The organism is Flaviflexus sp. (assembly GCF_052087705.1).
In the GTDB taxonomy this organism is placed as follows: Bacteria; Actinomycetota; Actinomycetes; order Actinomycetales; family Actinomycetaceae; genus Flaviflexus; species Flaviflexus ciconiae.
Window position 1 is genome coordinate 13,714 of the sequence record NZ_JBQCYC010000031.1, and the last position, 6,302, is coordinate 20,015.

Here is a 6,302-nt window from a genome sequence, read left to right on the forward strand (position 1 = left end):
TCTCCCCTACGCACCCTCTCCCCTATGCACTGAGCCATAAGCACTGAGCCGCAGCACTGAGCCGTAGCAATGCCGTGCAAGGTGGTCGCGGCGCCTGGGATGAGGCAGACGTGGCGGTTCTTCAGCGGCTACTCAGGTTTCCTTGTAGCAAACTGTTGACCGAGCGTCTGTGGCGAAAGAGTTTGCCAAGTTTCGTCGCAGGAGTCAGGTGACCGTTTCTCTTTGGTGGGGACAACTGTGCCCCGCCGGGGCGGGGCACAGTCATGGCCAGACGATCGGAGAGTGATCGTTTCTCGCTAACTGCCGATCGGGGATTACGCGGTGACCGATCGGAGCTGGCGACTACTTGAGGTAGTGGCGCTGATCCTTCTTGCGTTCGACGTGCTCGACGTACGCCTTCTGGGTCGACTCAATGCGGGAGACCTCGGAGACGGGAACGTCCCACCAGGAGATGCTGGGCGGGTTCGGGCCCATAAGGTCGGTCTCGATGTAGATCATCGTGGCCCGGTCAGCCTTCTCCGCTTCACGGAAGGCCTCTCGGAATTCCTCGATGGTCTTCACGCGCAGGACGTTGAGACCCCAGGACTCGGCGTTGGCGGCAAGATCGACGGGAATGAACTCGCCTTCCTGGTTGTGCGGCCGGCCGCCACCCATGCGGTAGCGGGTGCCGAAACGCTGGGATCCGCGGGACTCGGAGAGTCCGCCAATCGACGCGTAGCCGTGGTTCTGGAGGAGAACAAAGATAACCTTGAGACCCTCCTGAACGATCGTGGCGATTTCCATGGGCAGCATCTGGTACGTGCCGTCACCGACAATGGCAACAACCTCGGACTCGGGAAGAGCCATCTTGACGCCCATGGCGGCCGGGATTTCGTAGCCCATGGTCGAGAACGCGTACTCGACGTGGTACTGGACGGGGGTCTTGGCCTGCCAGAGCGCCTGGAGGTCACCGGGCATGGAGCCAGCGGCGTTGATGACAACGTCGTCATCCCCCATCATCTCGTTGAGCGCACCGAAGACCTCGAGCTGCGACGGGAGCGGGCCGTGGCCCGAGTGGTAGCAGTCGTGGGTGACCTTGTCCCAGGCGGCCTTTTCCTTGGCGATACGTTCAGCGTATTCGTCGGAGACCTGGAAGCCCTCAAGAGCTTCCGTCAGGTCCACGAGTGCTTCGCGTGCGTCAGCAACCAGCATTTCACCGCCGTTCTTAACGGCGTCGAAAGCCTTGACGTTGATGTTGACGAACTTAACGTCGGGGTTCTTGAACTGGGTGTGCGACGCCGTCGTGAAGTCGGAGTAGCGGGTGCCGATGCCGATAATGAGGTCGGCCTCGTCGGCGAGGTAGTTCGCCGAGTCAGCACCGGTGGAGCCGACACCTCCAACTGCCTGCGGGTGGTCGTGGTTGATGGCACCCTTGCCGGCCTGCGTGTCGGAGACGGGGATACCGGTGGCTGCCGCGAAGGCGCGGAGCTCCTCGGAGGCCTCGGAGTAGATAACGCCGCCGCCTGCGATGGCAAGGGGCTTCTTCGATGCCTTGATGAGCTCAACGGCGCGCTTGAGGGCGGCCTTTTCGAGCGGGTCGCGGCGGACGTGCCAGACGCGCTTGTTGAACATCTCGACCGGGAAGTCGAAGGCCTCGGCCTGAACATCCTGGGGCATGGCAAGCGTGACGGCACCGGTGTCTGCCGGGTCGATCAGGGCGCGCATCGCCTGCATGAGGGAAGGCAGGAGCTGCTCGGGGCGGTTGATCCGGTCGAAGAACACGGACACGGGACGGAACGCGTCGTTGACGGTCGTGTCAAGCGTCTGTGCGTTTTCAACCTGCTGGAGGACGGGGTCGGGGTTGCGGGTCGCGAACTGGTCGGAGGGCAGGAGCAGAACCGGGACGCGGTTCGTGGTGGCCACGGCTGCGCCAGTCACCATGTTGAGCGCACCGGGGCCAATGGAGCTGGTGCAAACCATGGTTTGGAGGCGGTTCTTAGCGGTCGCAAATGCTGCGGCCGCGTTCACCTGGCCCTGTTCGTTGCGGGGCATGTAGTACGGCATGACGCCGCCGTCCGGCTCCGGATCGAGTTCGTTTTGCAGGAGGGCCTGGCCGAGGCCGGCTACGTTGCCGTGCCCAAAGATGCCAAACGTGCCCGCGAAGAACCGCTGCTCCACACCATCGCGTTCCACGTACTGGTTGACCAGGAAGCGGATGGTTGCCTGCGCGACTGTCAGGCGCACGGTTTCGAATGTCATTTAGTTCTCCTCGTTCATGGGGGTGAAGGGGACGCGGGGATCGATGTCGTCGCCTTCCCAGGCCTGCCTCTGCCAGGTGTGGCAGGGGTCGTCCGTCATGAGCCAGATGGAGTCCTCGGCGGGACCGCCCATGACGTTGAGGTAGTACATGTCGTGGCCGGGGGCAGCAACCGACGGGCCGTGGTATCCCCACGGAACAACGACGGTGTCGCCCGAGCGGACCTCGGCGCATACATCGATTTCCTTACCGGGCGAGTCGTAGACGCGCTGCAGACCGAAGCCTTCGGTTGCGTTGTCGGGGCCGCCGTCGCGGATCTCGAAGTAGTAGATCTCCTCAAGCACCCGCTCGTCCTCGGAGTGGACGTCGTGCTTGTGGGGAGGATAGGAGGACCAGTTGCCTCCGGGGGTGAGCACTTCGCACACGAGCAGGTGGGAGGTCTCAACATCGTTGCCAAGCGCGTAGTTGTTCACCTGGCGGGTCATGATGCCGGAACCGCGGATGCCGGTCTTGACCTCGCTGCGCGGGCAGTACCTGACAGACAGGTCCTTCGACGCCTTCGTGGCGGGCAGGGAGAAGCGCCCATCCGTCGTTGCAGCGACCGTGAAGGTCTTGCCGCGCGGGATAAAAATGTAGTCGGTAATGTCGGTGAAAACCGACTCGCGCCCGGCCAGGTCGTAGGTGGTGCCGTCAACCGCGACGATTGCGGCTCCCGACAGCGGAAGTACCAGCAGCTCGGTCTCCCCCGTCTCTACCTCAACGGATTCTCCAGCCTTGAGAGCGGCGACCTTCAGGGAGCAGAACTCCCATCCCGCCATCTCCGTTGTGACAACGGTGTCGTAGACACCGTCTGCCTTCGATCCAGCCTTGATTAAGTACTTTTCATTCTCGTTCATAGCAGCTCCACAGCGTTGTCAACGGCCCGTTCGACGTCGCCGTCGCCCGGGTACAGTAAGGATCGGCCGATCACGAGGCCGAGGACGTTCGGGAGGGCAAGAGCACCCGCCCAGCCGGCGAATGCGGCATCGGGATCGTTAGGAACCTCTCCTCCCAGGATAAGGGCAGGGAGCGTAGTTGAGGCCATCACTCGTTCCATCTCGTCGACACACGGGAGCTTCAGCCACGTGTGTGCCGAGGTCCTGCCAAGACCGGATGCGATAGAAATCGACTTGATAACGGCGTCGGGCGACAGGTCGTTCACGACCTTGCCATCCACCCAGTTCGACATGAACGGCTCGACCATGATCATCTTGCCCACCTCGGCAAGGCCGTCGATCGCCTTCGCGGTCGCCGTCAGCGTATCCGCGGTTGCCGGATCGTTGAGGTTGATGCGGGTCAGGGTCTTACCGCCATCGAGACCGGAGGCAACAATCTGCTGCGCGTCGTAGCAGTTGAACTGGTCGTCCATCTCAAACGAGGATCCCTGCAGGCCGGCCCGGTTCATCGAGCCGTACACGTCCTTGCCTTCGAGTGCGCCAAGAAGAGCGAGGTCCTCGATCATATCGGCGGTGCCAAGGAAGCCGGTCACGCCGGGACGAGACAGTGCCGCGACGCAGCGCGCCAGCAGGTCGTTCCTGTCCGCCATCGCCATGCCGTCAGCCCCGGCACCGAGGGCGCCGCGCGCCGGGTGGTCGCAGGCAATGATCATGGCCTTGGAACCCGGCTTGGGGCCTTCGCCCGGCTGACGATCCGCAAGTGCCTGCGCAATGCGTTCGGGCTCGTAGGCCCGAATCTCAGTGAGATCAGAAATGGAAGTCATCACAGGGCCTTCACGATCGGATTGGCCTGGGGCGTCTTCTCGATGAGGTCGAAGACCTCCTCTTCGCGTGGCATAGCAGTCGAGCACTCGAGGCGGGATACGACGATTGCACCGGCGGTCGAAGCAAACTGAATGGCCTTCGGGATATCCCAACCCATGATGAGAGCGTGCGAAAGCGAGCCAGCAAAGGAGTCACCTGCGCCCAGACCGTTCACCGTTTCAACGGCCGTCACGGGAACCTCGATGCGCTCCTCCTTGGTCTTCGCTAGCGTGCCCTTGGGACCCTGCTTGACGATGGCGATCTCAACGCCGCGCTCGAGAAGAGCGTCCGCTGCGCGGTCCGGCTCCTTCTCGCCAACGGCAATCCAGCATTCCTCGCGGTTGCCCACGGCAACGTTGACAGATTCGAGAGAAGCTCCAATCTCGCGGGAAGCGGTTTCTTCGTCTTCCCAGAACATCGGGCGGTAGTCCAGGTCAGCAATGGTCCAGCCCTGCTTGTTACGCACGTTCAGAGCGTGGTGGTGGGCTGAACGAGACGGCTCTACCGACAGCCCGGTTCCCGAGAACAGGAACACCTTGGCGTTGCGGACAACATCCTCCGGAATATCGGAAGGGCGGAGTTGAAGATCCGGAGCCGAGGGCTCGCGGTAGAAGTACAGCGGGAAATCGTCCGGCGGGAAGATCTCGCAGAAAGTAACGGGAGTGTTGAAGTTGCTGTTCACAACAACGAATTCGTCAGCGACGCCAAGCCGAACCATCTCGGAACGCACGAAGCGACCGAAGGGATCATCGCCGACCCCGGTGATCGACGCTGCTGTGTGTCCCATGCGGGCAGCTGCCACCGCAACGTTCGTCGGAGAACCTCCGAGGAACTTACCGAATGTACTAACCTCCTCGAGACCGACACCGGTCTGCAGGGGGTAAATGTCCACACCCGACCTACCGATAGTGACGACCTCGATCTGTGCCGCAGCCATTGCGACTCCTTTCCGCTTCTTTGAGGGAGGATACACTCTCATCTTCCGACACTTGTAACCTTAAGTCAATACTTTGTCCTAACATTCCGGAAGAATAGTTTTCAACACAATTTTTTCAATCGGCTTTACATTTGGCTGAAATGTGCGTTAATTGTTTACAAATATCTACGCAAGGACTTTACCCACCATGACCAGCAACCCGCTCGACACGCCCTATATCGCGAAGATTGACCTCGACCGCGACTCCACGGTGCCGCTTTACCAGCAGATTTCGGAGCCCCTGACAAAGCTCATCATGTCTGGCACCATCGAGGCCGGTCGGCTCATTGAGGACGAAGTTTCGCTCGCTCAGCGACTCGAAGTTTCCCGCCCCACAACGCGCCGCGCCCTTCAGGAACTCGTCAATGGCGGCCTGCTTGTGCGCCGCCGAGGCGTCGGCACCCGCGTCACCCCGACGCACGTCCACCGCCAAATCGGCCTCACGTCTCTCAACGAGGACCTGGCAGCCCAAGGCTACGAGACCCGCACCGAGGTTCTGTCCTACCAGGTGCAGCTTGCCAACGAAGCGCAGGCCGCACAGCTGTCCTGCGAAGTCGGAGACGAGGTCGTCTCCATTGAGCGCCTACGCTGGATCAACGACAACCCCCTCGGCATCATGCACAACACAATCCCCTCGGCCATCGCACCGTCCCTGACCGAACTTTCCCAGAAGGGCCTCTACAAGTGCCTGGCTGAGCGTGACGTGAAGATGGCAACGGCCGTCCAGGTCCTCGGAGCCCGCCTCGCCACCGACCGCGAAGCCGATCTCCTCGGACTCGAGCACGGATCAGCCCTCATGACCATGGAACGCACCGTCTACGGACTCGGCGGCGAAGTAGTCGAGTACGGTCGGCACGTCTACGACGCAGCCCAGTACACCGTCACCATCCCGCTCGTCGCAGACTAGGAACAGCAATCCCGCAGCGGTGAACCAGCGCGGACTTCCACCCCGCCCCCACGTGCAAATTGTCAAAAGCAGCAAATGAGCACACCGAACAGAGCAACGCCCCGGGCGCCGACGCCGGCAGGGGCGTTGTTCTGTATGCGGCAACCACGACGCTCAACCCCGCCCTTCAGTCAACACAGCGTGACGTGACCATTGGCAGGAACCGCCGCCCGGCTCACAACCCGGCACGGCCGCTCCCCCGGCAACCACCGCCCCCACCCACGATCTGTTGCCACCGCGTAACCCGCCGGCGAACAACTCAAACAATTACGTCAGGCACCCCCGCCCCGGTCGGCATTAAGCTCCTTCAACCAGCGACCCAGCGCCTGACACCGAGACAGCTAC

6 protein-coding genes are annotated in these 6,302 nt (G+C 62.0%); 2 read left to right on the plus strand and 4 right to left on the minus strand.

Going from position 1 to position 6,302, the window contains the following annotated elements; genetic code table 11:
- Nucleotides 1–342 precede the first annotated feature (342 nt).
- The 4 genes from iolD to iolC are packed head-to-tail and all read right to left on the minus strand — an operon-like array spanning nt 343 to nt 4,972.
- Nucleotides 343–2,238 carry a 3D-(3,5/4)-trihydroxycyclohexane-1,2-dione acylhydrolase (decyclizing) gene (gene iolD / locus ACTHUY_RS11405; RefSeq protein WP_441678913.1) on the minus strand — a complete coding sequence of 632 codons (1,896 nt, stop codon included), beginning with the start codon at nt 2,236–2,238 and terminating at the stop codon, nt 343–345.
- Nucleotides 2,239–3,132, minus strand: coding sequence for a 5-deoxy-glucuronate isomerase (gene iolB, locus ACTHUY_RS11410; protein ID WP_441655674.1), 894 nt, complete (start codon nt 3,130–3,132; stop codon nt 2,239–2,241).
- Nucleotides 3,129–3,995: a Cgl0159 family (beta/alpha)8-fold protein gene (locus ACTHUY_RS11415; RefSeq protein WP_126703495.1), complete on the minus strand. Its 867-nt coding sequence runs from the start codon at nt 3,993–3,995 to the stop codon at nt 3,129–3,131. Before ACTHUY_RS11415 ends, iolB begins: the two co-directional genes overlap by 4 nt.
- Nucleotides 3,995–4,972 (minus strand): 5-dehydro-2-deoxygluconokinase, encoded by a 978-nt coding sequence (gene iolC, locus ACTHUY_RS11420; protein ID WP_441678915.1) that lies wholly within the window; start codon nt 4,970–4,972, stop codon nt 3,995–3,997. The genes ACTHUY_RS11415 and iolC overlap by 1 nt, the downstream gene beginning before the upstream one ends.
- A 187-nt stretch (nt 4,973–5,159) precedes the next feature.
- Here iolC and ACTHUY_RS11425 point away from each other — a divergent pair, with 187 nt between their 5' ends.
- On the plus strand, nt 5,160–5,918 hold the full coding sequence (locus ACTHUY_RS11425; RefSeq protein ID WP_441678917.1) for a GntR family transcriptional regulator: 759 nt from the start codon (nt 5,160–5,162) through the stop codon (nt 5,916–5,918).
- Between the two features lie 59 nt (nt 5,919–5,977).
- The coding region (locus ACTHUY_RS11430; protein ID WP_441678919.1) for a hypothetical protein at nt 5,978–6,302 on the plus strand (325 nt) is incomplete at its 3' end.

Bases quoted from the DNA above. Each gene is read 5' to 3' on its own strand.
- iolD (WP_441678913.1), bottom strand. From the start codon at position 2,238: ATGACATTCGAAACCGTGCGCCTGACAGTCGCGCAGGCAACCATCCGC.
- ACTHUY_RS11415 (WP_126703495.1), bottom strand. From the start codon at position 3,995: ATGACTTCCATTTCTGATCTCACTGAGATTCGGGCCTACGAGCCCGAA.
- ACTHUY_RS11425 (WP_441678917.1), top strand. From the start codon at position 5,160: ATGACCAGCAACCCGCTCGACACGCCCTATATCGCGAAGATTGACCTC.
- iolC (WP_441678915.1), bottom strand. From the start codon at position 4,972: ATGGCTGCGGCACAGATCGAGGTCGTCACTATCGGTAGGTCGGGTGTG.
- iolB (WP_441655674.1), bottom strand. From the start codon at position 3,132: ATGAACGAGAATGAAAAGTACTTAATCAAGGCTGGATCGAAGGCAGAC.